General features: G+C 62.2%; 26 protein-coding genes. 15 read left to right on the top strand and 11 right to left on the bottom strand.

The window, feature by feature from the left end:
* Positions 1-135 precede the first annotated feature (135 nt).
* Positions 136-645 (top strand): RadC family protein, encoded by a 510-nt coding sequence (radC, locus tag TO66_RS16685; protein ID WP_016487841.1) that lies wholly within the window; start codon positions 136-138, stop codon positions 643-645.
* Positions 646-711: 66 nt separating this feature from the next.
* On the opposite strand, the gene TO66_RS16690 is transcribed toward radC, so the two are convergent.
* A complete protein-coding gene (locus TO66_RS16690) occupies positions 712-1,473 on the bottom strand; it encodes an AAA family ATPase (protein ID WP_044463365.1) in 762 nt (253 codons plus the stop codon).
* Positions 1,474-1,484: 11 nt separating this feature from the next.
* On the opposite strand from TO66_RS16690, the gene TO66_RS16700 reads away from it, so the two are divergent.
* A protein-coding gene (locus tag TO66_RS16700) for an IS3 family transposase (protein ID WP_088540460.1) occupies positions 1,485-2,635 on the top strand; the annotation gives its coding sequence in 2 pieces (ribosomal slippage) (positions 1,485-1,728 and positions 1,728-2,635; 1,152 coding nt in all).
* Positions 2,636-2,650: 15 nt separating this feature from the next.
* Here TO66_RS16700 and TO66_RS16705 read toward each other — a convergent pair.
* A complete protein-coding gene (locus tag TO66_RS16705; RefSeq protein ID WP_044466070.1) occupies positions 2,651-4,249 on the bottom strand; it encodes an AAA family ATPase in 1,599 nt (532 codons plus the stop codon).
* A 545-nt stretch (positions 4,250-4,794) separates the two neighbouring features.
* Here TO66_RS16705 and TO66_RS16710 point away from each other — a divergent pair.
* From TO66_RS16710 to TO66_RS16725, 4 genes are all read left to right on the top strand, one after another.
* On the top strand, positions 4,795-5,622 hold the full coding sequence (locus TO66_RS16710; protein ID WP_003092327.1) for a DUF932 domain-containing protein: 828 nt from the start codon (positions 4,795-4,797) through the stop codon (positions 5,620-5,622).
* Positions 5,623-5,702: 80 nt separating this feature from the next.
* Entirely contained in the window at positions 5,703-7,772 is a 2,070-nt protein-coding gene (locus tag TO66_RS16715) for a ParB/RepB/Spo0J family partition protein (RefSeq protein WP_006379606.1), read from the top strand.
* Positions 7,773-7,833: 61 nt separating this feature from the next.
* Positions 7,834-8,043: a hypothetical protein gene (locus TO66_RS16720; protein WP_016487839.1), complete on the top strand. Its 210-nt coding sequence runs from the start codon at positions 7,834-7,836 to the stop codon at positions 8,041-8,043.
* A 770-nt stretch (positions 8,044-8,813) separates the two neighbouring features.
* On the top strand, positions 8,814-9,128 hold the full coding sequence (locus TO66_RS16725; RefSeq protein ID WP_001273857.1) for a DUF736 domain-containing protein: 315 nt from the start codon (positions 8,814-8,816) through the stop codon (positions 9,126-9,128).
* A 312-nt stretch (positions 9,129-9,440) separates the two neighbouring features.
* Here the strand turns inward: TO66_RS16725 and TO66_RS16730 are convergent, their stop codons facing one another.
* Positions 9,441-9,734 (bottom strand): helix-turn-helix domain-containing protein, encoded by a 294-nt coding sequence (locus TO66_RS16730; protein ID WP_006379425.1) that lies wholly within the window; start codon positions 9,732-9,734, stop codon positions 9,441-9,443.
* A gap of 287 nt (positions 9,735-10,021) precedes the next feature.
* Between TO66_RS16730 and TO66_RS16735 the strand changes: the two genes are divergently transcribed.
* The 9 genes from TO66_RS16735 to TO66_RS16775 all read left to right on the top strand — a co-directional run bounded on the left by TO66_RS16735 (position 10,022) and on the right by TO66_RS16775 (position 17,471).
* A complete protein-coding gene (locus TO66_RS16735) occupies positions 10,022-10,369 on the top strand; it encodes a DUF2958 domain-containing protein (RefSeq protein WP_016487838.1) in 348 nt (115 codons plus the stop codon).
* A gap of 342 nt (positions 10,370-10,711) precedes the next feature.
* Positions 10,712-11,482: a DUF2285 domain-containing protein gene (locus tag TO66_RS16740; protein WP_006379424.1), complete on the top strand. Its 771-nt coding sequence runs from the start codon at positions 10,712-10,714 to the stop codon at positions 11,480-11,482.
* Positions 11,483-11,593: 111 nt separating this feature from the next.
* Positions 11,594-11,878 (top strand): AlpA family transcriptional regulator, encoded by a 285-nt coding sequence (locus TO66_RS16745; protein WP_001247107.1) that lies wholly within the window; start codon positions 11,594-11,596, stop codon positions 11,876-11,878.
* A gap of 26 nt (positions 11,879-11,904) precedes the next feature.
* Positions 11,905-12,750, top strand: a complete 846-nt coding sequence (locus TO66_RS16750) for a replication initiator protein A (protein WP_022652188.1) — start codon at positions 11,905-11,907, stop codon at positions 12,748-12,750.
* 241 nt (positions 12,751-12,991) lie between these two features.
* Positions 12,992-13,630 (top strand): ParA family partition ATPase, encoded by a 639-nt coding sequence (gene parA / locus TO66_RS16755; protein ID WP_003092312.1) that lies wholly within the window; start codon positions 12,992-12,994, stop codon positions 13,628-13,630.
* Complete coding sequence (locus TO66_RS16760; RefSeq protein WP_022652187.1) at positions 13,627-13,890, top strand: hypothetical protein; 264 nt, start codon at positions 13,627-13,629, stop codon at positions 13,888-13,890. The genes parA and TO66_RS16760 overlap by 4 nt, the downstream gene beginning before the upstream one ends.
* Positions 13,887-14,444, top strand: a complete 558-nt coding sequence (locus TO66_RS16765; RefSeq protein ID WP_006379346.1) for a DUF2840 domain-containing protein — start codon at positions 13,887-13,889, stop codon at positions 14,442-14,444. The genes TO66_RS16760 and TO66_RS16765 overlap by 4 nt, the downstream gene beginning before the upstream one ends.
* Complete coding sequence (locus tag TO66_RS16770) at positions 14,441-15,028, top strand: S26 family signal peptidase (RefSeq protein WP_006379345.1); 588 nt, start codon at positions 14,441-14,443, stop codon at positions 15,026-15,028. Before TO66_RS16765 ends, TO66_RS16770 begins: the two co-directional genes overlap by 4 nt.
* Before the next feature lie 448 nt (positions 15,029-15,476).
* The gene (locus tag TO66_RS16775; protein ID WP_016487835.1) at positions 15,477-17,471 is read left to right on the top strand and encodes a relaxase/mobilization nuclease and DUF3363 domain-containing protein; all 1,995 of its coding nucleotides are present in this window, start codon (positions 15,477-15,479) and stop codon (positions 17,469-17,471) included.
* Between the two features lie 75 nt (positions 17,472-17,546).
* On the opposite strand, the gene TO66_RS16780 is transcribed toward TO66_RS16775, so the two are convergent.
* The 8 genes from TO66_RS16780 to TO66_RS16815 form a co-directional block, all read right to left on the bottom strand.
* Positions 17,547-18,152, bottom strand: a complete 606-nt coding sequence (locus tag TO66_RS16780; RefSeq protein ID WP_223231737.1) for an ABC-type transport auxiliary lipoprotein family protein — start codon at positions 18,150-18,152, stop codon at positions 17,547-17,549.
* 92 nt (positions 18,153-18,244) lie between these two features.
* Positions 18,245-19,174 carry an MlaD family protein gene (locus TO66_RS16785; RefSeq protein ID WP_016487833.1) on the bottom strand — a complete coding sequence of 310 codons (930 nt, stop codon included), beginning with the start codon at positions 19,172-19,174 and terminating at the stop codon, positions 18,245-18,247.
* A gap of 91 nt (positions 19,175-19,265) precedes the next feature.
* On the bottom strand, positions 19,266-20,054 hold the full coding sequence (locus TO66_RS16790; RefSeq protein WP_028689679.1) for an ABC transporter ATP-binding protein: 789 nt from the start codon (positions 20,052-20,054) through the stop codon (positions 19,266-19,268).
* Between the two features lie 29 nt (positions 20,055-20,083).
* Positions 20,084-21,241, bottom strand: coding sequence for an ABC transporter permease (locus TO66_RS16795; RefSeq protein WP_016487831.1), 1,158 nt, complete (start codon positions 21,239-21,241; stop codon positions 20,084-20,086).
* Positions 21,238-21,858, bottom strand: a complete 621-nt coding sequence (locus TO66_RS16800) for a DUF3313 family protein (RefSeq protein ID WP_016487830.1) — start codon at positions 21,856-21,858, stop codon at positions 21,238-21,240. Before TO66_RS16800 ends, TO66_RS16795 begins: the two co-directional genes overlap by 4 nt.
* A 15-nt stretch (positions 21,859-21,873) precedes the next feature.
* Complete coding sequence (locus TO66_RS16805; RefSeq protein WP_032665245.1) at positions 21,874-22,221, bottom strand: multidrug efflux SMR transporter; 348 nt, start codon at positions 22,219-22,221, stop codon at positions 21,874-21,876.
* 80 nt (positions 22,222-22,301) lie between these two features.
* Entirely contained in the window at positions 22,302-25,406 is a 3,105-nt protein-coding gene (locus tag TO66_RS16810; RefSeq protein WP_016487828.1) for an efflux RND transporter permease subunit, read from the bottom strand.
* A gap of 24 nt (positions 25,407-25,430) precedes the next feature.
* Positions 25,431-26,462: an efflux RND transporter periplasmic adaptor subunit gene (locus TO66_RS16815; protein WP_223231736.1), complete on the bottom strand. Its 1,032-nt coding sequence runs from the start codon at positions 26,460-26,462 to the stop codon at positions 25,431-25,433.
* Positions 26,463-26,484: the final 22 nt, after the last annotated feature.

Below are 26,484 nucleotides of genomic sequence, written 5' to 3' on the forward strand. Positions count from 1 at the left end.
GCGTTCTCGCCGTCAAGGGCGGCGCGCGCCATGCGCGCTTGCGTCCTGGCGGCCGTCTGCGACCCCTGACTGCTTGCGCTGCGCCGTGCTGCCGCCGGTTCCGGGCAATTCCGCCCGAGCAACCGGAGCACGATCATGTCGCAACTGTCCTTTCCCTCGTTCGATTCCTGTCTGCTGGTGCGCGACGCGCACGGGCGCTATCTACCGGCATCGGCCGACGACATTCTGGAAGCTGCGCGCCAGGTCATTGACCGGAAAATGCAGCGCGGAGCAGAGTTCACTTCGCCGGCGGCGGTCAAGGAATACTTGCGTACAAAGTTGGCCAGCTTCGAGCATGAGGTGTTCGTAGTGCTGTTCATGGATACGCGCCATCGTCTGATCGAATACAGGGAGATGTTCCACGGCACTATTGACGGTGCGTCGGTGTATCCGCGCGAAGTGGTCAAGGAGGCGCTGCGGCTCAATGCGGCGGCGGTCGTCGTTTCGCACAACCATCCGAGCGGAAACCCCGAGCCGAGCGCGGCTGACCGGGCGCTGACCCAGCGGCTCAAGGAAGCGTTGGGTCTGGTGGACGTGCGCGTGCTCGATCACATCATCGTTGCGGGCAACGAAACGGCATCGTTCGCCGAGCATGGGCTGATCTAGCCCAAGGGGCTTCGGCCCCTTTTTGCTGCGCCTGGTGGCATAGCTATGGCCCTCGCGGCCTGATGCTCAGGCCGTCGCAACCTGAATCATCTCGTCGTAATGTTTCTTGTCCACCTCTTCCAGCCACTGGAAGATGTTCCCGATGACGCTGTGGCTTTCGCCTGCCAAGTTTTCTGCGGATTCCTCTGTTATCTCAATAACGTCGCTATGTGAATACTTATTGATAAAGCGGTAGATTTTTTCTTTAAGCTCTGGTGTCGTGATGGTGCAATCTTTTAGGCCAGCCTCCATCAATTGACTAATGTCGCTTCGCCGCCTTGGATATTTGAAGGTAAAAAACGATTCAACAAGCTTTCGGGCGAGGTTGGCGGTCAAGAACGCCTCATCTCGATTGAGTGTCGTGTGCGCCCTATATTCGTAAAGCTTCTTGAAGATATAGTGGTACTCGGAACCGTAGTTCTTGAGTGAGTCGTCGGCATCCACAAGTAGGGAGTGACGAGGGGAGCCAGGTGGCGCATCCAGGCGATAAAAGAAGCAATTCTCGGCGTTGCCTTTTTTGACTCGATTCCTATTGGTGCCAGTGAACCAGTCTCTCACTAGCTTAAAGTAAGTGAAGTTGTGAGTCAGCACAAAAAGTTGCTTGGCTTCAGTGCATTGCGTTCTCAAAAACGAGTAGGCGTGAAACAAGTGATTAGAATCAAAGCTTGAGACCGGATCGTCAACGACGACGATCGTATCCTTGATGTTATTTCCATTTTCTTTGAGCTTCGTGATGAATGAATCGCCCCTAGTTTCGTAGACACCTCCAGGCCTCATAATACGGCCCATTAGGAGGTGCCATGAGCAACCCGCGTTATCCCGAAGAATTCAAAATCGAAGCCGTCAAACAGGTGACCGAGCGAGGTCTGCCGGTGGCTGAGGTAGCTGCTCGCTTGGGCATGTCGACCCACAGCCTGTATGCCTGGGTGAAGCGCTACAGCAAGCCCCAAGAGCAGCGAGCGCAAGAAGACGATCAACACGCTGAGTTACGTCGCCTGCGTGCCGAACTCAAGCGCGTGACCGAAGAGCGAGACATCCTAAAAAAGGCCGCCGCGTACTTTGCCAAGGAGTGCGGCTGAAGTACGCCTTCATCAATCAGTTATCCGCAGACTATTCGGTTCGCCGCCTGTGCCTGACCCTGAAAGTACATGCCAGCGGTTACTACGCTTGGCTGGCAGAGCCGAACTCGGCACGAGCTAAGGATGATCAGCGGCTGCTGAGTTTGATCAAGCACTCCTGGTTAGAGAGCGGTGGAGTCTATGGCTACCGCAAAATCCATGACGACCTGCGTGAGCTTGGAGAACAGTGCGGCAGGCATCGCGTTGCTCGACTAATGCGCCAGGAAGGCCTGCGTTCGCAGACGGGATATCGGCGGCGTCCAGGACGTTATGGCGGCAAGCCTCCAGCGGCCTCACCGAATCATCTTGAGCGTCGATTCAATGTCACCGAGCCCAACAAAGTCTGGGTTACGGACATCACCTACATCCGCACCTATGAGGGTTGGTTATTTTTGGCGGTGGTGCTCGATCTGTTTTCGCGGCAGGTAATCGGTTGGTCGATGAAGCCACAGATGACCAGCGATTTGGCTATTGATGCATTGCTGATGGCGGTTTGGCGGCGTAAGCCAAACCAAGAGGTGATGATTCACTCAGACCAAGGTAGTCAGTTCAGCAGCGGTGACTGGCAGAGTTTCCTGAAAGCCAACAACTTGCTTGGCAGCATGAGTCGACGTGGCAACTGCCATGACAATGCGGTGGCGGAAAGCTTTTTCCAGCTGCTGAAGCGGGAGCGGATCAGGCGAAAGATCTACAGCACCAGGCAGGATGCTCGCGCTGATGTTTTCGATTACATCGAGATGTTCTACAACCCAAAACGCCGGCACGGTTTCAACAATCAGCTGTCGCCGGTAGAGTTTGAAAAGCGCTATTTCCAGAGCCTGGAGAGTGTCTAGAAAACCTGGGGCGATTCAGAAATAGACAAATGCAATCGCAGTCTTCTCACCTTCGCTCAAATTCCCATCGTGCTCACCAACCCCGTTTCTGATGATCTCATAGCCTTTCTTCTTCTGATTGAAGTTCAGGCAAAGCTCAGAGCGGCCAATGAAGCGATGCAGGATGTCATTGAACTCCTTTGCCCCGACCGTTTCATTCGAGAGCGCCGCTTCTATGGCTCCGACCTCTAGACTAATTTTTTCAATTTCCTTATGGTCGTTCTTTGCTTCTGACTCAAGGTCATTGCACTTCTTCTCACTTCCAGCATAGTCAAACTCTTGCACCTCAGCCGCAGCAAAGTGAAGCTCCAGTGCCACCTTGCTTTTTGAGGTCTCAGATTTGAAATTTGAAGTCTTATTGTTGTGCTTTCCAACGAGAGCAACAATCGACTTCAGGATGTCATTGAAATTGGTGACATCGTCTTCAACCACATCCGAGATCTGAATGTCTGTCTTCCCAGGGTCTGTGATCTTGGCCTTCAGGGCTTCCCGCCAGGCGTCCATTTGCTGGTCGATCTTTTCAGCAGCAGTTGCGTAGTCCTTTTGAAGCTTTTCTGCCTCGGCCGATAGTTCTTTATAAAACTCGGTCGATGCGGGAAACTGATTAGCTGGAGCGCCTTGAGATTCAATCCATGTCGCCGCATTCTGAAGTCGGCTCTGAAACTCCGTGAACTCCTTGCTGAAGTGGGCAGCAAGCGCCTCGGCACGAAGCTGGGCGAACGGAGAGCCGCAGAACTCGCAGGATTGCGAGTCGTGGTTTTTATGGATTTCCAAGCCTGCTTGAACCCATTCGCGGATGTCCGGGTTATCGGTAAGCCGCTGGATTGCTTGATTGACCGCCGTAGTCCCAATCAAATCTCTGATGCGGCCCGCCGCTTTCTTAAAGTAGTCCGGCTCAATGGCCGTTGAGGCGAAAGCAATGCTTGGAAGCTGATCTGGCTTGGCGGCATTCGTAAGGTCGATAACCCTCTCATCTGGAAGAACCGACTCCGCCTTGATAATTGTCTCGCCGTTATTCTGTATGAAGTTGGAGAGCTTGCGGCGGTCGTAATTCAAGTAATAACTGTCGCTCGTATCAATCGCCTGAAGTCCAAGCTTCATTTTCTTGGCAGCATTGGTCAGGAACTTCTCTAATGCCTCACGCTGCTTCTTGATATCGCTTTGCTTGTCGTCGTGAGCCTTCTTTTTCGACTGAAGCTCGCTCTTCAGCTTCTCCAGCTTCTGCAAGTCATCAATCTTCTCTTTCGCAATAAGAAGGATGCTCTTTACGGATTTGTCCCAATCAATGTTCTCATGCACGAAGCGTTGATTGAAAACATGAATATTCAATTGGGATGAGTGGAGTGTGGATTCCGTGATCGTTGAGCCATCCTCCAGAACTACTGAAAATTGGCCCGTGCTGAAGCGGGGAACCATCGAGCGAAGCTCAAAGCAAGAGAATAGATTCGATAACGTTGACTTGCCTGTTCCATTCCAACCATAGACCAGGTTGTACCGGCCGAACTTTTGGATCTTCGTTCCATTGAAGTCGCTGAAGATTCCGAACTGTTTGAGGCGGTTGATGCAGACAATCATCTCTAGATCTCCGTGTTCTTGCTTTCCCATCATTAGCTTGCGAAACAAATGGTAAACGAAGAGTCCTCTTGCGTCTCCGCTTCGCGGATCGCGCTGCTCCAGGTTCGCTAGTCGCTCATCCCTGGCGGGACTGGCTTCGCCAGCCTTCCGCATCGCTGACGCCTACGGCCCGGCTTCCAGCTTCGGGCCTGCGCGCTTCGCTTGCGTGCGGTCAGCACAAAGGGATGGCCGTTGCCTTGTCCAGCCGTCTCCCCTGACTTCATCACCTTACCCGCGACCGTAGCCCGCGCCCGTGTGCCGTCAAGGCGCGCAGGGCCGTGTCCTCGGCTGCGCCTGCGGGCCGCACCCACCCTGCGCTTGGCTCCTTGACGGCCCCCGTCCGCGCGCTCCTTTGGCCGCGGGCGATGAACTCAGGAAAGACGGTGGCAACAGGGCCAACCGGGTTCCTCGTGCCGACCGCACCAAACAGCCGAAAGGCTGGGCTCCGAATCTAGAAATCCGGTGTGCGGTGTGAACAGCAAACCTCTTTTGTCAGGAGAAAGACCATGCAACTCGCATCCCGTTTCGCTTTCCGCTCCCCCTCGCTGCGCAGCGATTACCCGCTGTCCGACGACCAGATTCACCGCGTGGCCCCGTCCATCTTCGCGGATGCCCCGCACGAGAGCCGTTCGCAGCGGTACGCCTATATCCCCACCGCCGCCGTGCTGACCGAGCTTCGCAAAGAAGGCTTCCAGCCTTTCATGGTGACGCAAACCCGCGTGCGCGACGAAGGCAAGCGCGAGCACACCAAACACATGATTCGCTTGCGCCATGCCAGCCAGATCAACGGCGCGGAGGCCAACGAAATCGTGCTGCTGAACTCGCACGACGGCACCAGCAGCTATCAGATGCTGGCCGGAATGTTCCGGTTCGTGTGCAGCAATGGCCTTGTTTGCGGCAACACCGTGGCCGATGTGCGAGTGCCCCATAAAGGCGACGTGGCCGGTCTGGTCATTGAGGGCGCTTACGAAGTCTTGAGCGGTTTCGATCGGGTGAAGGAATCGCGCGATGCCATGCGCGGCATCACCTTGGACGATGGCGAATCCGAAGTGTTCGCCCGCGCCGCGCTCGCCCTCAAGTACGACGACCCCGACAAGCCCGCGCCCATCACGGAATCGCAAATCCTGATGCCGCGCCGCTTCGACGACCGCCGCCCCGACCTGTGGAGCGTGTTCAACCGCACCCAAGAAAACCTGACCCAAGGCGGGCTGCGTGGCCGCAGCGCCAACGGGCGCCGACAGCAAACCCGCCCGGTGCAGGGCATCGACCAAAACATCCGACTGAATCGCGCCCTCTGGCTGCTGGCCGATGGCATGCGCCAGTTGAAAGCCTGAATCCCCACGCGGCAGGGGCAGGCAGCAGCCCTTGTCGCTTTCTTCGCTGCTGCATTCCTGAACCGATAGGAGTTATCACCATGAACGCCGTTACCCAAACCGAAGCCCGCGCCATCAACACCGCCGCCGCTATCCCGCTGGAAGCCGCTGACCCGACCAAGAACCTGATTCTGGTTCCGCTGTCGCGGCTGGTGTCGCGCCCCACTGGCCGCAACGTGCGCAAGACCCCGCGCATGTCCATTCCCGAACTCGCCGCCAGCATCCAGCGTGTCGGCCTGCTGCAAAACCTCATCGTGATTGCCGCCGCCGACGGCGAGCATTACGAAGTCGTGGCCGGTGGCCGTCGCCTCGCAGCGTTGAAGCTGCTGGCGAAGAAGCACCGCATCAGCAAGGAATGGGAGGTGCCTTGCCTGCAGGTGGCCGATGGCACCGCACGCACGGCCAGCCTGACCGAGAACGTGCAGCGCGAAGCCATGCACCCCGCCGACCAGTTCGAGGCGTTCGCCGCGCTGGTGGCCGAAGGCCGCAGCATCGAGGATATCGCAGCGGATTTTTCCGTCACGCCGCTGGTGGTGCAGCGCCGCTTGAAACTCGCCAACGTCTCGCCGCGCCTGCTGGCCGACTATCGCGCCGAGGCCGTGAGCCTTGACCAGTTGATGGCCCTTGCCATCACCGACGACCACGCCGCGCAGGAAGCCGCGTTCTACGATGCGCCGACATGGCAGCGCAGCCCGCACAACCTGCGCGACCGTCTGACCGAACGCGAAATCGACGCCTACCGGCATCCGCTGGTGCGCTTTGTCGGGCTGGACGGCTACGAGCAGGAAGGCGGTGGCATCCGCCGCGACCTGTTCGCGGAGGGCGACAAAGGCGTGTATCTGACCGATGCCGCACTGCTGGAACGGCTGGCGCAGGACAAGCTGGCAGGTATCGCCGCCAAGGTGCAGGCCGAGGGCTGGGCGTGGGTGGATGCCACGCCGGGCATGACCCATGCCGATCTGCAAGCCTTCCAGCGTGCGCCAAGGGAACGCCGCAGTCCGAACAAGCGCGACGCGCAGCGCATCGAGAAGCTGCAAACCAAGCTGCACGAACTGGCCGAAGCCGTGGATGCCGCGCTGGACGACGAAGACGAAGAAAAGGCCGATGCCTTGCAGGAAGAAGGCGAACGCCTGGGCGAGCAGTTGCAGGCGCTGGAAGAAGGCTTGCTGGACTATGCGGCCAATGTGAAGGCCGCAGCCGGTGCCATCGTCACCATCGACCGCGACGGGCAGGCCGCGATTCATCGCGGGCTGCTGCGCGAAGCCGAAGCCAAGGCGCTGCGCACGCTGGAACGACTGCGGCAGGGTTTCGGCAGCGAAGGCGAAGCCGCAAACGAGGACGAAGGCGAGGACGACGAGCAGCCCAAGACCGCCACCATGTCCGACCGACTGGCGCAGCGGTTGAGCGCGCACCGTACCGCCGCGCTGCAAATCGAAGTGGCCCGGCATCCGCAAGCCGCGCTGGCCGCCGTGGTGCATGGCATGGTGCAGACCGTCTTGCAGGAAAGCCACTACGGCCACGACCTGCCGCTGGGCGTGCGCCTCACGGTGCAAGACCGGCTGGAAGGCATGGCCCCGGACTGGCCGGAATCACCCGCCGCCGTGGCGCTGCGCGAACTGCAACAGGTGGCAGGCGAAACCTTGCCGGAGGACAGCGCCGAACTGTTCGCCGCGCTGCTGGCGAAATCACAGGATGAACTGGTGCGGCTGCTGGCCGTGTGCTTAGCTTCCACGGTGGACGTGGTGACGCCTCGCGCCACGCCGCACCAGCCCGGCGCGGAACTGGCGCAGGCCGTGGGGCTGGATATGGCCGCGTGGTGGCAGCCCACCAATGAGGGTTACTTCCGGCATGTGCCGAAGGCCGCGATTCTGGAAGCCGTTGGCGGGTTCGCGCCCTCGCACGTCACCCGACTGGCGAAGTTGAAGAAGGGCGACATTGCCAGCGAAGCCGAACGGCTCGCCGCTGGCACCGGCTGGATGCCCGCCATCTTCCGCACCGAAGGCCCGCAGCAGGCCGGGCAGGACGCGCCGGCGGATGGCGAAGCCGAAGCACAGGAAGAAGCGGCCGCCGTGGCGGATGTCCAGCCGCAGGCCGAGGCTTTGGCCGCGTGACTTCGCACCGTAGATAGCGCCCCGGTTCCGGCCGGGGCGCTTCATATTGAGGATGCCTGCCATGACCCACCAACCCGCAAACCGCCCCCGTATGGCTGCGACCTATGCCTCCGGCACGGTGCGCGCCCGCCGCTGGCACGGCGACGGCGACGTGCGCGGCTACCGTCCGCCGCGTGGCTGGACGGCCCGCGCCGACCTGACCGATCTGCATCCCCTCACGGGCCGCGCCTTGCCGCGCGCCGTGTGGTGGATCATCGAAACCAAGAAATAACGAGCCGCACCGGCCCCAAGCCGTGCCGCCTTGGGGCCGGTGGTCGAAAACTCCGGGCGCGGCGGTGGCCGCGCCCGGTTTCACTGCTAAAAAAAAGCCCCATCGCCGCCTTCGGTCGGCGGCGATGGGGCCACGCACAAGGGCGCTCGTGCGCGAAATCCACGAAGCCAGCAAGTGTGGCGGCGCATCGCGCCGCCAACGATTCGACCGAGCCCCGCCGCAATGGGCGGGGCTGGTGTGGCTACGCCCCGGCTTGCTGCGGCAGGTTGCACGAAAGCGTGCCGTCCCCGACGCTGGCGGTTCGTTGTCTGTACGTCACGAAAGACGGTTCACCGACACGCCGCCCAGCCTCGCTTCTATGGAGCTTCCACACCACGCCTCAGTATGTGGCCGTGAGCTGCGGCAGGGGCGCTCTGGCCTTGTCGTCGGGGCATTGACCTGGCCCGCGTCAGGGCGCAAGCCGGTGCAGCCGTCACGCGGGGATGCCGAGTTGGCCACGTCTCCATTCGGGAGCGGGCGGCCTGTGCGTCCTTGTCTTGTTGTGAATCCTGGCGGTGGCGCGGCTGCGCCTTGGGCTTCATGGCCGCAACCTTGCAGCGAAAACAATTTCCCCTGCGCTGCGCGCATTCCTCGCGGGACAAATTCTTTTCGCTTCCAGGTTCTCCACGTTGTTGCGACCGCTGCGCGGTGCGACCAGCCCATCCCCCGCCGGCCGGATCACAACAAGGACGCACTGGCGCGACCTTGTTCAACCCGAAAGGAGAAACATCATGGCTAACATCGGCACCTTCACCGCAGAGAAAGACGGCTTCACCGGCACGCTTCGCACCCTGACGCTCAACGTCAAGGTCAAGCTGGTTCCCAACGACAAGGGCGACACCGAGAACGCCCCCGACTTCCACCTGCAAGCGGCTGGCCACGAAGTCGGCGCAGCGTGGAAGAAGACCAGCGAGGCCGGGCGGGAATACCTGTCCGTATCCATCGACGACCCTTCGTTCCCGGCGACGGTCTATGCCCGCCTGATCGAGAACGAGGACGGCACGCACGACCTGATCTGGTCGCGCAACAAGCCGAAGGCGGCCTGACAGCCGCTTACCGCGTCCCGCCCACTGCGGCGGGGCGCGATGCTGCTGATCGCAGCACCGCACGCGCAGGATTTCTGCTGCTGCCGCGTGCTGGATACGCCCGTCACCGCGGGCCTGCATGCGTGCCTTGTGGCTCGCAATCCGTGTCAACGAGCGGTGTGTGGCGTGTCGGCGCTGTAAGCGCCGCCGGGCTTTCGGGCTTCGCCCCGTGCCGGCAAGCCGTCACGGCCATCCGGCTTCAATCCCTCACGCCTTCGCGCCTGCGGCGCTGCGCGCTCCGCTTGCTGCAATTCAGTACCACACGCCAACGCGCTACGGCGTGTCGGGCTCTTCCAATATCGCCCTGAGTTCCTGGCGCACCTGTGCCAGCAATTCATCAGCTTCGCGGGTGCTGTCACCGGCATAAGCCAATGTGAGCAGCGTGAGCGGATGCACTTCCATGACCTCGCACAGATCGGCCAGCTTCTGGATGGTTGGGCTTTTCAGGTCGCGCTCCAGCGTGCTCATGTAGGTGCGACTGGACACGTTGGAGAACGCTTCCTGGCTCAAACCACGCGCCTTCCTTACCGTCCGAATCGCCGCTGCCAATGAGTTCTTCGCTGCCACCTATGGTTTCCCCAAAAAACCAAGATGACAGCCCATTGCGCCCTATAGGACTACAATCTATAGTGTTCATTTGGTGGTGATGTTTTCCTTTTCCGTGCTTTTACGGAGATCCGCATCTGCGGATTTCCTCAGACCCAGGGAACCGCGTCCGTGTCTTTCCTGACTTCCACCAATACGCCTTCGTGCCTCTCCGCTTTTGCGGCTTCGTGCGCTTGCGCATACGTGCATCCGTCCGCAGGCACAGATGCGCCTCGGCGATTGCGTGTGTTCGTGGAAGGGGCGCGGCCTTGACCACGCTTGTCACCGAGGAAGACCGGGTGCACCTACTGGCCCACGGCCTCACCCGCGCCGCAGGCCAGGAATGTGACCCGCTGCCCGTGGTGCGCCTGTTCACACCGGACGCACATGCGACCTGGCTATTGGCCGCGCTCGATCCGACCGATGGCGATACGGCCTACGGCCTGATCGACCTCGGGATCGGGATGCCTGCCCTGGCGACGGTGAAGCTGTCCGATCTGGCGTCCATCGTCGGGCCGCTCAAGCAGCCCGTGATACGAGATCGGTACTTCCAGCCGACGCGGCCGCTGTCGGAATACGTTCGACTGGCTCAGGAAAACGGTTCGATCACCGATTGACGCATTCCAGCGCGACCAGGCAAAAAGTATCGCATTGTGACTATTTCGGTCTTAGCCAAGACCTGGCAAGTCTTGATCCGCATGCTTGCACCAGGGTGGTGCGCTCCTGACCAAAACAGTCATGATGCCAGGCGCGAGATTCGGCACGGTGTTCAATGCTGCACCCCATTTCCGGGCGGTGCAGTCGTCGCATTTAGACGATTTCGGCAATGCACTGGAGCGAATCTGTCTTGACACCAGCAGTTAAAGCGTAACCCGAGTTTGATGACCACTTGATGGCGATTCGATAGCTCCCGCACAGCGGAATTGTGGCGACGTTCCCAGAAACAGGGAGGTTTCGCCATGACTGACCGCAGCAGCCAACACTGGTATCCCACGGCCGCGTATCTCTACACGCTGCACCTCGATGGCCCAGCGCTGGCTTGGGAGTATTTGCGCAGGAATGCAAGCTACCGGCGCGACTGGCTACGCCGGCGTCGCAAGCCAGATGCGGCGCAGGCCTGGGGCCTGCGCCTGCTGGAAGATCCCGGCCTGGATGCGCGCGATGCACATCCTGCTTGGTTCCCCGATCACGACGGCGTGGTGCAGCTATACCCCGACGCCGACCCACCACCCGATGCGCATACCTTCGAGTTCTGGCGCATTCCTGGGCGCAAGCAACTGACCCACGACGGCAAGCGCCTGGTGCTTGTATCGCATTGGCCAGGCTGCTGCGTTCGGCTCGCACTCGCACCCGACCTAGAAGATGGCTCGGCCTATCTCTACGCCACACGCGCCTGCGCCACGCCCTGTGCGCGCTACCGCACGCTCGCTGCGAAGCTGGATGCGCTATCTGCCGCAACCGTGGCCGCGCCTGTGGCAACAGCCCGCTCTCGCCCCACGCCCGCCGCGCTGCTGGAACTGCATACCTTGCAAGCGCTCGACGCGACCCTCGCGGGAGCCTCTTTGCGCGAAGTGGCCGAAGGTCTGTTCGGCGCGGATGCCGTCGCGGCCGACTGGCACAAAGACAGTGCATTGCGTGCCCGCGTGCGGCGGCTGGTACGCCGCGGCGATGAGCTGATGCACGGCGGCTACCGCCGACTAGCGCAGCTTCCAATGTTCCCGTCGCATTAGGGGGGACGTTTCTCGACCCGTGCGAATCGTCCCTTAGCAAGAAGCCTTGCTTTCTTGAGAGTGCCTCTATCCGGCCGCGTGGTGTGGCCGGGCTTGATGGAGGTACATCCCATGCGACCTGCTCCCTCGCGGCCTGCCGCCGCTGCCGTCACTGCGACCTCGCAGCCTCAACGCTACCTGACAAACGACGAAGCCGCCGACTACCTGCGGCTGTCGCCGCGCACGCTGGAGAAGCAGCGGGTGATCGGCGGCGGCCCCAAGTTCCGCAAGTTCGGCCGCCGCGTCATGTACGCGGTGTCCGACCTCGATGCCTGGGCCGACCAGCGCAGCTACGAGGCCACGTCCGATCCCGAATACGCCGAGCGCCACGCGGGCGACTACCGTGATGGCCGCTGATCGTCGGCGCGTGGGTGGCCTTCGCCATGTCCAGCCCGCCAGGGCAAGCCTTGCCGCAGCGCGAACAGCTCGATCTGTTCCGAGCGCTGCCGGGCGACATGGCGCCACGCGATTCCCAGGACTTGATGGCCTTTCCGTTCTTCTCGCTTGCCAAGTCGCGGCGCACGGCGCCGATCGACTTCCGCAGCGGGAACGTCACCATTCGCGTGGAAGGCACGCAGGAGCACGGCATCGCAACGATATGGGATGCCGACGTGCTGATATGGGCCGCCTCGCAGATCGTGGAGGCGCGCGACGCGGGCCTGCGCCCGTCGCGCTGGATACGCGCCACGCCTTACGAGATTTTGCGCTTCATCGGGCGCGGCACGTCCCTCAACGACTACCAGCGCCTGAAGGCCGCCCTCGACCGGCTGCAATCGACCACGGTGGCCACGTCCATCCGCGAAACCACGGGAAGGCGCTTGCATCGCTTCTCGTGGATCAACGAGTGGAAGGAACTCGCCGACGCCAGCGGCACCCCGCTGGGCATCGAGCTGATCTTGCCGGACTGGTTCTATGCCGGCGTGCTCGACGCCGCCCTGGTGCTGACCATCGACCCGGCCTATTTCCGCTTGAAAGGCGGTATCGAACGCTGGCTGTACCGCCTGGTGCGCAAGCATGGCGGGCGGCAGGAGCACGGCTGGCAATTCGACTTCCGACACCTGTACCGCAAATCCGGCAGCGCGGCCCGCTTCTCGGACTTCGCCTACGACGTGCGCGCCCTGGTGGCGCGGCAGTCGTTGCCCGGCTACGTCCTCGGCATCGAGCGGATGCCGGACGACAACACCGAGCTGCTGACCTTCCGGCCCGTGCCGCACGCGGCACGGGGATAACTGCGGGAGAACCTGTGGACGGCCTCGTGCTATCAGGAGTACCGGGTATCGTGCTATCAGGAGTACGACCCTCGTGCTATCAGGAGTACGAAAACGCCGGAAAGCCAACAACGGCGCGGGTTTGCGTTCCCTCTAACTTACCTAACAAGAAATACATAACTTTTAGTAGAAGCGCGCCGTTTCGGTGGACAACCACGAAATGGCACGCCCAGGCCGGCTTTCCAGCTCGGAGGGCCGCGCCATGATCTTCGCGTTTCTCAACCAGAAAGGCGGCGTCGGCAAGACCACGCTCGCCACGCACATCGCCGGCGAACTGGCGATGCGCGGCCTGCATGTCATCCTGCTGGATGCCGACCCGCAGGGGTCATCGCTCGACTGGACGCAGCGGCGTAGCCAGCAGGGCCTGCCCCGTCTGTTCAGCGCCGTGGGCCTTGCCCGCGAAACGCTGCATCAGGAAGCGCCAGAACTCGCCAGGCGGGCCGATCACATCATCATCGACGGCCCGCCGCGCATCGCCGCCCTCGCGCGCTCCGCGCTGCTGGCGGCCGAGCGCGTGCTGATCCCCGTGCAGCCCAGCCCCTACGACGTATGGGCTTCTGCCGAGATGGTCGCACTGATCCGCGAAGCACAGGTGTTCCGGCCAGCGCTACGCGCGGCCTTCGTCATCAACCGGCGCGTCAGCACCACCATCATCGGCAGGGAGGCACGGCAATCGCTGGCCGAACAGCCGCTGCCCGCGCTGCGCTCGGAGATCCACCAGCGCATCGTCTTTGCCGACAGCGTAGCCGCTGGCCGGCTCGCCCGCGAAACCGCGCCCGACAGCGCCGCTGCCCGCGAGATCGCCGCGCTCACCGACGAACTGCTGCGGTGGCCGACATGACTGGAAAGCCATCACCACGCAGCAAGCGCGTCGGCATCGGTGTACGTCCCCCAGCGAATCCGCACGCCGAAGCGTGGATTCGCCAGGGCGACGCAGATGCCTTGCAGAAAGGCGACCTCTACACCGCTCGACTGACGCTTGACATCACGCCCGCCATGCGGGCGCGCATCAAGGTGTCGGCCTTCACGCGAGGCGTGACCGTAGCCGAACTGCTGCGCAGCCTGCTGGAGCGGGAGTTTCCCCCGGAGGGCACGCCGTGAACGCATCCGCTTCGACCGCCCACACCCCCAAAGCAAGTGCGCCCACGGCTGCACCGCCGCCGGCGCCTTCGACACTCGCCGGCCAGGCCGGCAACGTGCCGCTGACGCGCGTGGCGCTGACCTACATCGAACCCCGCTTCAAGCTCTACCTGCGCTTCGGCGAACCGGCGCGCACGCTCCAGCTCGACCGCTGGCGGCGCTGCGCCGTGTTCCTGCCGAACGCGGTTCTGTGCCGCATCCGTTGGCAGGCCAACGACTACGGCACGATCCGCTGGCAGCTCATGGTGATGCAGACCGCCACGCCGCTGGACGCCGTGCAACGCATCCCCGGCGTGCAGCCGGGCGCGCGTCTGCTGTTGCACGCCGAAGGCGATGCCAACGTTCGCGCCGTGCTGGAACGCATCGACGACATCGAGGCGCTGGGCATCGCAGCCGCAGACACATCGCCCGCGTACTGGCGCACGCTCGCGAACCGGCTCGCAGCGCGCTCGGCGTTACCCACATACACCACAGAACGGCACGCCGCCTGGCTGGCAGGGAGGGCATTGCCATGACCACGATTTCCACGACCGGCCCCGTGCCGCATCCTCGCTCGCGCCTGCGCACTCGCCTCGTGCTGGCAGGCTTCGCCACCGTCGGCCTCGCTGCGCTGGCCTGGGCTGCGTTCGTGCAGCCCCTGCCGCGAATGGCCTACAACCCGTCCGACAGCGTGGCGGTCGGTTGGTATCGCATCGAACCGTTCGACCCGCGCACCGCCTCGCGGCCACGTCCGCTGTCCGTGGACAGCATCGTGCTGGTGCCGCTGCCCGACAGGGCCGCCATGCTGGCTGCGCAGCGCAGTTACCTACCGACCCGCGTTCCGCTGCTCAAACGTGTGGGCGCAGTCGCGCCACAACACGTCTGCATCGTCGCCGGCCAGGTTCGCATCGACGGCGTGCCGGTGGCCGCCGCCCTGCCTGCCGACCGGCAGGGCCGACCGCTGCCATCCTTGCAGCTTTGCCGCCGTCTCGAACCGGGCGAACTGTTCCTCTTGAGCGTGACCAACCCAGCGTCGTTCGACAGCCGCTATTTCGGGCCGGTCAGTGCATCCACCGCGATCGGCGTTGCGCATCCGATCTGGCTGGAGACACGTCCATGATGGCCGCCGATTCGCTGCACTTTGCCGCGCCTCTCATCGTGCCATCGGGCATGTCGTTCTACTGTTCGTCGCCTTGTCATCGCACGTGCAGTGCGGGTGCATTCGCACCGCACTTCGCGCTGCCTTCGGCGCAGCCGTCCAACGTGCAGGCGTCTTGCCTCGAACGCGCCTGGCCTGCGGCCATTGGCGTGTTCGCCGGCGGGCTGGCTGCTGGTGCAGCAGCGCCGCCGGGCCGCCGATGCCCGGAGCGGGAGCGAGGGGCAAAGGCGGAAGGCAAGACAAAAGGACGCGGCACCGGGCCGCGTCGAAGGCCTGTCTGCACATGGGGGTGGCGCGGCACGGAGCGGCTTTGCCGCCGTGCCGCGTGGGGCGCGAGGCCCGCGCCAATGCAGGCATGTCCGCGTGCTTCGCACGCCCGGAGACGCCGGAGCTTGCCAGGGGCGCTGCCATGACCGACCGCCGCGACGACGATTTCCGGGTGCGCCCTGGCGCGCCGAAGAACCGAGGCAAAGGCCAGGGCCAGAGCTTCGTTTCCAAGGTGCTCAAGCGGGCTGGCAAAGCCAGCGGCGGCAAGTCGGCGGTGCGCCGTCCTGTCGCTGGCGGGAGCGGCCAGCACGCGGGCCAGCGGCCCGGCTCACGGCTTGGGCGCGGCCATACGGCAGCGCGCTTCGCAGGTGCAAAGCTGACACCCATGTCACGGCGCGTGACCGTCAAGACGCTGCTGGTCAACCAGCGCAACGCCAGCCCGCAGTCGCTCGCCAAGCACCTGCGCTACATCGAGCGCGACGGTGCCGGCCGGGACGGCGAGCCGGGCCGTGCCTACGGGCCGCAGACCGACCATGCCGACCTCGATGCCTTCAAGGAACGCTGCCAGGACGACCGACACCATTTCCGTTTCATTGTTTCCCCGGAAGACGGAGCCGAGCTGGACGACCTGCGCACCTACACCCGGCACCTGATGAACCGCATGGAGGCCGACCTGGGAACGCGGCTGGATTGGGTGGCGGTCGATCACTGGAACACCGACAACCCGCACACGCACCTGATCGTGCGCGGACGCGACGATACCGGCAGAGACCTCGTCATCGCGGGCGACTACATCGCCCACGGCTTCCGCCATCGCGCCGCCGAGCTGGCGACGGAATGGCTGGGGCCGCGCACCGAACTGGAGATCCAGCAGACCTGGCAGCGCGAGGTGAAGCAAGAGCGGTGGACGAGCCTCGACCGCACGTTGCAGCGCGAGGTCGGCGAGGATGACCGGGTGCGGATCGAACGCTTCAACGAACCGACGTTGCAACGCCAGCGCCTGCTACTGATCGGCCGGCTGCAACGCTTGCAGCGGCTCGGCCTGGCCGACGAGGTGCAGCCCAGCACCTGGGCCATCCATGCCGACGCTGAGAAGACCCTGCGTGCCCTGGGCGAGCGTGGCGACATCATCCGCACCATGCAGCGCGCCATGAGCGGCCAGCCGCGCGAGCTGGCGGTATTCGAGCCGGCCGACGACGGCCGTACCCTCGTCGGCCGCGTGGCCGCCAAGGGGCTGGCCGACGAGCTGCACGACCGCGGCTATCTGGTCATCGACGGCGTGGACGGCAAGGCCCACTACGTCGCTTTGAACGCCCGCGACGAACTGGCGAGCTACCCCACCGGCGCGGTGGTGGAGGTGCGTGGTTCCGCCGAGGTACGGGCGGCGGACAAGAACATCGCCGCACTGGCGAGCGATGGCCTGTACCGTACCGATCATCACCTGGCGATCGAGCAAGGCCGAGCCAAGCCCGGCCGCGACCCGCAGGAAGTCGTCGCGGCCCACGTCCGACGGCTGGAAGCCCTGCGCCGGGCCGGCATCGTGGAGCGCGTGGCGGAAGGGCTATGGAAAGTGCCGGACGACCTATCCGAGCGTGGGCGCCAGTACGATGCGCAGCGACTGGGCGGCGTGGCCGTGGACCTGAAATCTCACCTGCCGATCGAGCGGCAGGCCCGCGTGATCGGCGCCACCTGGCTCGACCAGCAACTGATCGGCGGCGGCCGGGGATTGGGCGACCTGGGCTTTGGTGGCGATGCCAAGCAAGCCTTGCAGCAGCGCGCCGACTTCCTCGAAGAACAGGGGCTGGCCCAGCGGCGTGGGCAGCGGGTGATTCTCTCCCGGAATCTGCTGGAAACGCTGCGCAATCGGGAGCTGGCGCAGGCCGCCCAGCACATTGCCGCCGATAGTGGGTTGGAGCATCGGCACGTCACAGACGGGCAGCGCGTAGCCGGCATCTACCGGCGCTCGGTCATTCTCGCCAGCGGTCGCTATGCGCTGCTCGATGACGGCATGGGGTTCAGTCTGGTGCCTTGGCGGCCGATAATCGAGCCACGACTGGGGCAGCAGATCGCCGCGACTGTACGCGGCGGCGGTGTGTCATGGGAGGTTGGACGGCAACGAGGTCCTGGGATTGGATAGGGGCCGTAGGCTGTCGTACCGAGTTAAGGTGTCGAGCAGCGTTCTGGCCCTAGCTTCTGTGCTCCGTTAAGGCGACTAGTCTGTGCTTATCGCCGACGCTGTGGGTGCATGGTTGCTTGCCGATTCCGGTGCAACTCGCAAACGCGCTGCCCCGACCTGAACTGCCCATTCAACGATCTGCCCGGCCAACACGTCCGTCGCGACACCGAACGCGCTCACCACATCTGCCTCTCGCTTGCTGCCTGTAGCTTGGATTGCTTCGAAGCGTCTACTGGCAATAGCAGTCCGTTTGGCCGGATCGACCAGTTGCACATCGAGCCGAACCCGAACCGCGGCGATCGCTTCAGTGCCGCGGTATTCGAGCTGGAACGCCCGTAGCGTACTGCGCAACTCCATATCGGCGCTCATTGGCGTGCTATCGGTAATCACCGAAGTCGACCGCCCATCGCGCATGAAGGCTTCGACGATTCGGTCGCGTAGCAGCACCGGTGCGGGGTCGGCCCAACGCACTCCTTGCCAAGCCGACAAGCGACCATCGGGCTGCGCAATGAAAAGCCGCTCCGAATCCAGGACGCGACTACTCTCAGGGGCGTAGACGCGCAGCGCCCCAGGTCCAGGAACGGCGCGTGGCGTACTCTCCGCCTGGGCGATGTGATAGTCGGGCAGTTTGTAGGTGACCATTGGAGCTGTTTTGGGAAGCACACTGCACGCGGACAAGCCGAGTACTAGCGTCATAGTCGCGGCAGCGACGGGAATCATCCTGGCGGAAGTGTTCACGGCTTGGTTTCCTCAATGTTCTCTCCACCGAGCAGGTATTGCGCCGGATTGCGATCCAGTCGGCGCAGCACGGTGTTTAGATTGGCCAGCGCCTGCTGGAGTTCGTGCATGGCAGGGCCTGTGGCGGCCATGCCTTGGTTCAGCGATTCCTGATTGTTTTGCAGTAGCGTCTCAACCCTGAAAGCGGCGCGTTCGAGGGATGCCGTTGCATCACGCGTGTTCACCATGATTTGCTTACCATCGTTATTTAGTAGCAGGTTGGCATCGCGAAGAGTGCTATTTGCTTGGCGCACGGCAGCTGTCGATTCTCTGCTTGCTTCGGTCAGATTGCTGATTAACGTCGCGATCTCGGCCCTCTGGTCAGCGACCGCGCCCGTAGTCTGTTCGAGATTCACTAGACTGCGGTGCACAAGAGCCAAATTCTCCTTCGACAGTAACTCCTGCGTGCGCAGCAAGATGCCGTTGAGTGTCGTCATGCTGTTACCCTCGCCGGAGACCAGGGATGCCATCGCCGAACGTGGCGCGAGGATCAACGGTTCCTCGTCCTCTTTCCGATCCAGCAATGGCACGTTTGGCCCACCGTCGCTCAACTCGATCACCGCGTTGCCGGTAATTCCCGTGATGACCAATTCAGCGCGGGTATCCTGCCGGACCGGGATGGTGGCATTGATACGCACGCGCGCTATCGCCCGCCTTGGGTCAGGCGGCGAAAGAGAAAGTGCAACGACTTCGCCAATCGTGATTCCGCTGTACTGAACCTGGCTGCCGGGCGTAAGCCCGGTCACTGGCTCATCGAACATGATCCGGTAATACTGGTAATCGTGGTCGGAACGTGTGTCGCTGAGCCAGAGCGCGAAGCCGATACCAATCGCACCGAGCAGCACGACGAACAGACCAATGAATACATGATGGGCACGTGGCTCCATGATCAGACCACCTCGTTTTCAGAGTGTAAATATTGCGTGCGCCCAGCCCAATGCGTGCGCGACGGAAGAATGATGCAGATGCGGAAGGGTTTCATGGCTGCGTCTCTTGGCTGGAAGCACCAGTGGCCTGTGCGGCCGCACGGCCACGGGGGCCGTGAAAGTATTCCTGTATCCACGGGTGCTTGAATCGCTCGACTGCCTCGATGCCGTCGTTGATGAGTACCTTCTGGTTCGCCAGGACCGCGACACGGTCGCATATGGTGTACAGCGTATCGAGGTCGTGGGTTACCAGAAACACCGTGAGACCCAGTGCATTGCGCAGGGTCAGAATCAATTGGTCGAAAGATGCAGCCCCGATTGGATCCAGTCCTGCGGTGGGTTCGTCAAGAAACAGGATGTTCGCATCAAGCGCCAAGGCTCTCGCCAGTGCTGCTCGTTTCACCATGCCTCCGGACAACGAGGCCGGATATTTGTCTCCCGCTCCGGCAGGCAACCCCACCAAGCCCAGCTTGCTTCTTGCCAAACGCTCGGCAAGAGGCCGCGCCAGACCGACATGCTCGATTAAAGGAAGAGCGACGTTCTCCAAGACGGTCAGCGATGAATACAACGCGCCCTTCTGGAACAGAATGCCGAACCTTCGCTCCATACGCGCGCGTGCAAGCCATTGGGCTCGCAGTAGGTCGCGCCCCCCGATACGGACCACGCCCGAATGCGGCTTCTGCAGCCCGACGATGCTACGCAAGAGCACGGATTTCCCGGTGCCTGATCCTCCCACCACGCCAAGGATTTCCCCGCGTCGCACGTCCAGGTCCAGGTCCTGATGGACCTGCTGGGTTCCAAACCTGTTGTCTAGGCCGCGCACTTCAATAGCGTGTCGCACACCGTTGTCGGTGTCTTCCTTCACCGCGCTCACCAGCCCATCTCCATGAAGAACAGTGCAGCGATGGCATCGATCAGGATCACCATGAAGATTGATTGCACAACACTAGAAGTCGTGTGGTCGCCTACCGACTCAGCGCTACCGGCGACCTTGAACCCTTCATGGCAGCCGATAGCGGCGATCATCACCGCGAAGAGCGGGGACTTGCTCATTCCGACAAGAAAATGGCGCACCTCGATTTTTTCCTGCACGATGGCAAGGAACTGTGCAGGAGGAATCTCCAAGCTCAGTGCGCATACAGTGGCGCCGCCCACAATGCCAGCCAAGATGCCTACTAATGTGAGCAGTGGCAAGGACACAAGAAGCGCCAGCACGCGTGGCAGCACCAGCAACTCGATGGGGTCGAGCGCGTTGGAGCGAAGCGCATCGATCTCTTCATTTGCCTTCATCGAACCGATTTGGGCGGTATACGCGCTTGCGGTACGGCCTGCAATCAATATGGCCGGGAGCAGCACTCCGAACTCGCGCATGAACGAGAAGGCGACCAGATGCACCGAGAAGATGCTCGCACCGAAGTTGGCCAGCACCGTTGCGCCCAGGAACGCCACCACCATTCCTACCATGAAGCTCAGTAGCGCCACGATGGGAATGGCGTCCACCGCTGACCGCTGGATTTGAGCGATCACCGAGGTCGTGCGCCAGCGACGCGGGTGACGAACGGTACGGCTCCATGTTTCGATGATCTGACCCACGAACCCGGCCAGACCAAGACACGCACGACAGCCCTGTTCCACGGTCAGGCCTATGCGTCCCAGACCGCGGAGCAGAGGATTCCCGCTCACCGCTGCTTTGTCCGTCTTCTGCTGAGCGGTAGCAGCGGCGGCAAGCGCTTTCATTAGGGCGAGGCGATCCGGGGACAGATTTGGAGCTGCCTCCGGCCGGTCGAGTATCGAGTCTGGCCCGAGAATTTCCACCAGCAGAGCCGCGCCGGCGGTGTCCAGTCTCTGGACTTGCGTCCAGTCGAGCAAGGGAGTGGCGTACCCCTCGGCATGGCTGATGCGGGCGGCGGACACGGATTTTGCCAGACTGGCGTAGTGCTCTATCGTCCAGTCGCCACCCGCCAGCCATTTGTGATCACCGCCGACCATGGCATCCTGCCGGAGCCAAGCCTGTGAAGCGTTGCTCATGGCTGCGTGTCCCGCCAAGCGCTGTCGATGCGCTCGATGCAGTTCGTGATCGCCGCTTTGGCATGACCCAGCAATGTGTACGAACCGGCGAACTCTTTAATGACGTTGCCGCGCTCGAAGCAACTGGCGGCAGCAACGCGTCGTCCCGTACTTACATCGACTGCTTCGAACTCTAGGCTGGCACCGCCCGTCGTCACGGGTCCAACCAGCAGGGTCGTCATTGCATTGACTGCCCGATTCGGTGTCTGCAGTTCGGTGACCGCTACACGCACCCGAACCTGTCCCGTGCCACCTGGGGTGGCGGGACTTTTGCCTTCCTGGCGTTTCAGTTCGCTCGTCACATGGTCTAGCACTTCACGCTGCTGCGCGTCATCGAGCCCATCGATGCGACCCGAGGCGGTCTTGATCTGCGCATCTTCCACCACGACAGCGGCATAACGCTTGGGCTCGAATCCCGCTGCGCGGTACATCAGTACGTTCTCGTATCGTGTCGGCGATAACTTCTCGTAGTCGCCGAGAAATCCGGAGCGCGTCATGCTGTTGGTCGCGCATCCAGAGAGCGCGGCTGCTACGCAAAAAAAAATGCCGCCGCGGATCAATGCAGTTTTGCTCTTCATAATGGGTCTCCTTGATCAAACGAAACTAAGACAGGCAATGCCTGCTGCGATGAGGGCGGTGCCAGACCAGCGCGTCACTGATGCGAGATCGCCTAGCAAGAGGGCGCCGATACCCAAGTTTCCAAGTAGCCCGATTCCTGCCCAGGCTGCAGAGGCCGCGCTGATCGGAATCCGCTTGAGCGCGAGCCACAAAAGTGCGCCGCTGGCCGCCATGCACGTCACTGCCACACAGAGGCCGACCCAGCGCGTCGGACCGCCCGCCGTGATGGCCCGCAGGCCCAATGGATAGCCCGCTCCTAGAACCCCTGCGGCAATGACAATCGACCAGGATTTCCAGATCAGCGGATGGATGCTGAATCGCATAAGCCTAGCGAGACATACGGATGAAGCGTGGGTACATACGAATTCTGAGAATGCGCAGCACGAGGCGGTCCGCAAGAGACTCATGAGCGATCTCCATGCGCGGTGGCGGCACTCAGGCTCCACGGCCCAATTCGCTTGATTCCAAACAGGACTTCGTAAAGCAACGGAATCAAGCCCAACGTCACCAGCGTTCCGAGCGCCAGCCCACCGATCATCGCGATCGCCATCCCTGTCCATAACGGTCCGGAGAAGAGCATGAGTGGCACCAGTCCCGAAATGCAGGTGACCTTGGTCATCACGATTGGACGAAGTCGTTGTATCGCGGCCCCAACCAAGGCTTCATGGCGCGGCAGGCCTTCCGCTAAGCCCTGGTCGATGCGTTCCAGCAACAGCACGGCGTTGTTGACAATGATCCCGAACAAGGCCAGTACGCCGAAGGTCGCCATGAAGCTGAAAGGTGTGCCGGTTAGCTTCAGAGCCAATACCACGCCGATAAGCGTGAAAGGGATCGTCGCGAGGATCACACCGAGCTTGCGGAAGGAATTGAACTGCCATACGAACAGCATCAGCATCGCCAGAAATGCGAGGGGCATGTAGGTCGACAGCGCGGCGTTCGATTCGGCAGCTTCCTCGATCTCGCCGCCAAGTTCGACCGAGTAGCCCGCGGGCAGGTCCAAGGCAGCGACGCTAGGCACCAGGCGGTTGACGATCTCCTGGGCGGTGTAGGAGGTGTTCTGTCCTTGCACGGTGATCGTGCGGATGAGATTGCGCCGTTGGATGACCGATGGCTCGCTCGCGAGCGATACGTCTGCGACCTGGGCCAGCGTCACCGCCGGACCGCCGTTGCTGGGATAGATGAGCGTCGCGCCTACGTCTGCCGTGCTGCGACGCTCGCTTACGATGCTGCGCAGGACGATCGGAACGGAGGTGTCACCGTCGCGAATCACCGAGATCGATCGGCCGCTGTAGCGGACATCCAGCCCGCCAGCGATGTCTTCAGTCGTTACGCCCGCCCGACGCGCGCGGTCCTGGTCAACCTTTACGTCGATGCGGCCAATGCGCGTATCCCAATCGTTCTTGACGTTGATGGTTCCGGGCAGCTTGCGCAGTGCTGCTTCGATTTTGGACGCAGCCTCCAACAATACCTCCTCATCCGGACCGCTGACACGATAGATGGCGGTCCCTGATTCGGTCGCACCGAGCGAGAAGCGCTTGGGCTCGGCGCGCACGTCGCCATGTGCGTGCGCAAAGTAGCTGCGGGTTCGGGCGAGGACAGCGTCGATGTCGCTCTTCGGCTTCAGTGTGACAACGAAGTACGCGATGTTCGATGCCGGCAGCGGTGGATTCAGGCTAAGGATGAAGCGAGGTCCACCATCGGCGACGTAGCCGATGTGATCGGAGACTTCTGGATTGATGTTCTTGTCGCCCAGCCAACTACTGATCTGCTTCACGCGTGCGAGCGTTTCGCGCGAATCCGTACCTGGGGCGAGCTGCACCGGAATCTGGAACTGAAGCCGGTCGGACTTGGGCATGAAATCGTAAGGCAGGGTGGTGAAGCCATACAGCGCAATGGCAAGCGCCGCGATCATCGACGCTACATAGACCGCCTTATGGTGGAGAACCCACTCCAGTACGCGCCGGTAGCCACGGTAGAAGCGGGTGTCATACGCGTCGCCATGCTCCTGCTTGTGGTGGGGTTTGGCGAAGTGGTAGCACAACAGGGGCGTGACAGTCAGGCACAGCAGCCACGATGCGAACAACGTCAGTGCCAGCACGACCACGAGATTGTGCAGATACTCGCTCGTGGCGTTCTGGCCAAAAAAGAACGGCGAGAACACGATCACGATCACGAGCGAGGACGTGAGCAGCGGAATGGCGAGCGTGCGGCCCGCCTCGAGGCAGGCATGCTTACGATCTTCGCCACCGGCTAGGCGGCGTTCGATGTCTTCGGCAATCACAATGCCGTTGTCCACCAACAAGCCGAGCGCAATGATGATGGCGCCCATCGAGACGTTCTGAAGCTCGATGTTCATCGCGCGCATGACGATGAGTGCACTGAGGATCGTCAACGGCACGATCATGCCCACGATGATCCCGGTTCGCCAACCGAGGAATAGCACGACGACACCGAGGACGACGATGATCGTCTCCATCATGACGTGGTTCATTTTGCCCATCTCGTGCTTGACGACATCGGCCTGGAAAGTGACGTATGACAGATCGAAACCCGCCGGCAGCAGCTTCTCCTGGTCTGCAACCCGTGCTTTGAGCGCTTTTCCGAACTGCTCCACGTTTTGACCAGAGGCCATCGAAACCGCCATGACGACCGCGGGCTGGCCTTTGTAGATGGCGGCAGACTCCGGCGGATCGGCTGGCCGCACACTCACCTGCGCCAGTTCACCCAATGCGATCGTCGGCATGGGCGCCGTACTACTTTGCGGTCGCGGCAGCGCGATCGGCATTGCTCGCAGGGAGGGAGCGTCACTCACTTCGCCACTGACCGCCAAGGTTGCATTGATGCCGCCGACGACAATTTGTCCACCCGAAGCGACGACGTTCTGTTTGACGAGTTGGTCGATCACCCCCTGTGGTGTCAGCTCCAATCGCGCAAGCCTAGGCCGATCGAACTCGAGATAGACGCGCTCTTCCTGCAGGCCGTAGAAAGTGATGCGCTCAATACCAGGCACGGTGTACAGGCGGTCGCGCATCTGCTTGAGCGCGACGCGCATCTCGCTCATGGAGTAACCTGGTGCAGTGACCGCAATCGAGGCAACCGCGACGCGGCCGAAGTCTTCGTCGACGAAAGGCCCCATCGTGCCCTGTGGTAAGGCATCCTTCGAATCGGCGACCTTGGCCCGGACGCGCTGCCAGATCGGTGCCAAGTCGGTGTAGCGGTCCCAGATCGTGACCTGGATCATGGCGCTGCCTGCGCGCACGGTGCTCGTCACGCGCTTGACCTCTGCCAGTTCGCGCAAGCGCTCCTCGATCGGCCGGGCAATGAGTTGCTCAACGCGTTCGGCGGGCAGCCCCGGGTTCAACGCCGTGACCATCGCATCGCGGACCGTGACAGTCGGCTCCTCCTGAGAAGGAAAATTCAGGAAGGTCGCGATGCCGGCGACGAAAATGATAAGCGCTACAAAGTAGGTAAGTCGACTGGCGCGCAGCGCCATCTCGGTGATCTTCATGATGAAGTAACCTGGTGGATCGCGTTAGCGCTTGGTCAATTGAGTGGTGGCTTCCAGTGGTGTCACTGGCTGTCCATCGGTGAGCCATCCGCCTCCGGCGGCAACCACCGTCTCGCCGGGCTTAAGTCCAGCGAGGACGCGCGCGCTGTCTCCTTCCTGTGCCGGCGTGAAGCGCACCGCGCGACGGTGCACCTTCTTATCTGCAGGGGTGTAGACGAAGACGGAAGCCTCACCCGGCTTCGTGCCGAGCACCAGCGAGGCATAAGGGACGGATACAGTCTCGGGCCGAGAGGTCTTGGAGGTCGCCGCAGGTGCGTCGAGCACGACCTGTACGGGAATACCTGGCCGAAGTGCGCGCGCTTGCGCGTTATCTTCAGGCACTAGCACCACGGGTAGGAGCGAGCCATTTTCGGCGCGCAGACCGACACGACGTACCACCGCTCGGATTGGTTGTTCGGCTCCGCTCCAGAACAGTTCTGCGCGTTGGCCGACATCTATGTGAGGTGCCTGTGTAGTAGACGCGTTCGCGATGATCTCAGTGCCACTGCGCACACCGTCGACCTGAAATACCGGCGCACCAGCAGCAATGTCGGTGAACGCCAAAGCCAGCTTTTCCGCCACGACACCATCGAAAGGAGCGACGATCATCGTGCCACGTTGTGCTCGTTCGGCCAGGCCAAGCGCTGCCTTGGCAGTGCGCGCTTGGCCCTCTGCGACCGCTAGCTGCGCCTTGGCGCTCTCGAACGCAGCAGGGGAGATGACTTCGCTTTCGAGCAACCGGCGCTGTTGATCTGTCTGTACACGTCGATCCATCAGGCCGGCTTCGGCGGCCGCCAGGGATGCTTGCGCTTGCGTCACGCGAAGCCGGTCAGGTTCCGCATCAAGTTCTGCCATGACTTGACCGCGGGCGAACCGTTCACCCACGTCGACGTTCAACTTGGCGATCCGTCCTCCTGTTTCAAATCCTAGGATGCTGCGCTCGGTTGCTCGCGCCGAGCCAGTCAATTCGATGCGGGAGCTATGCGGAAGATCCGACTGCGCGGCGGCGAGCTTCACTGCGCGCGGAGGCTCGGATACG

This window comes from Pseudomonas sp. MRSN 12121, assembly GCF_000931465.1.
In the GTDB taxonomy this organism is placed as follows: Bacteria; Pseudomonadota; Gammaproteobacteria; order Pseudomonadales; family Pseudomonadaceae; genus Aquipseudomonas.